A 1,273-nucleotide genomic window follows, 5' to 3' on the forward strand; every position below is an offset into this window, starting at 1 on the left:
CGGATTTTTCACCCAGTCCCTGTCTGACCGTGATCCCGAGCTGTTCGGCTCGATCACATCCGAGCTGGGTCGTCAGCGCGACGAGATCGAGTTGATCGCATCCGAAAACATCGTCTCTGCCGCCGTGATGGAAGCACAAGGCTCGGTGATGACCAACAAATACGCCGAAGGCTATCCCGGACGGCGTTACTATGGCGGCTGTCAGTACGTGGACATCGCCGAGAACCTGGCCATCGACCGCGCCAAAGAGCTGTTTGGCTGCGGCTTTGCCAACGTGCAGCCGAACTCAGGCTCTCAGGCCAACCAGGGCGTGTTCCAGGCACTGATCCAACCCGGCGACACCATTCTGGGCATGAGCCTGGACGCAGGCGGTCACCTGACCCACGGCGCCCGTCCCAACCAGTCGGGCAAGTGGTTCAATGCGGTGCAGTATGGCGTCCGCAAAGAAGACAACATGCTGGACTATGATCAGGTCGAGGCGCTGGCAAAAGAACACCAGCCCAAGCTGATCATCGCCGGTGGCTCGGCCATTCCGCGACAGATCGACTTTGCCCGCATGCGCCAGATCGCCGACATGGTCGGCGCCTACCTGCACGTGGACATGGCGCACTTCGCCGGTCTGGTGGCAGCGGGTGAGCACCCCAGCCCCTTCCCGCATGCGCACGTGGCGACCACCACCACGCACAAAACCCTGCGCGGCCCGCGTGGTGGCATGATCCTGACCAATGATGAAGATATCGCTAAGAAAGTGAATTCGGCTATCTTCCCCGGCATTCAGGGCGGCCCGCTGATGCACGTGATTGCGGCCAAAGCCGTGGCCTTTGGCGAGGCGCTGCAGCCTGCGTTCAAGGATTACATCAAGCAGGTCGTCGTGAACGCACAGGCGCTGTCGGACCAGCTGATCAAGGGTGGTCTGGACACGGTGACCCACGGTACCGACACCCATGTGGTGCTGGTCGATCTGCGACCCAAGGGCGTGACCGGCAACATTGTCGACAAGGCTCTGGGCCGGGCACATATCACCTGCAACAAGAACGGCGTGCCGTTTGATCCGGAAAAACCGACCATTACGTCGGGCATCCGTCTGGGCTCCCCCGCCGGCACCACCCGCGGCTTTGGCGAGATCGAGTTCCGCCAGATCGCCGACTGGATCATCGAGGTGGTCGACGGTCTGGCCGCCAATGGCGAAGACGGCAATGGCGCGGTTGAAGCCAAGGTCAAAGCCGAGGTTGCAGAGCTTTGCGCTAAATTCCCGATCTATCCAAACCTGTAA

The 1,273-nt window shown here is 61.2% G+C and carries 1 protein-coding gene; it reads left to right on the forward strand.

Translation table 11 applies throughout. From position 1 onward, the window contains the following. On the forward strand, positions 1-1,273 hold a 1,273-nt coding region (gene glyA, locus AC2FLA_RS22405; RefSeq protein WP_282154380.1), incomplete at its 5' end, for a serine hydroxymethyltransferase.

The sequence above is a fragment of the Ruegeria sp. CDSA033 genome, assembly GCF_059612305.1.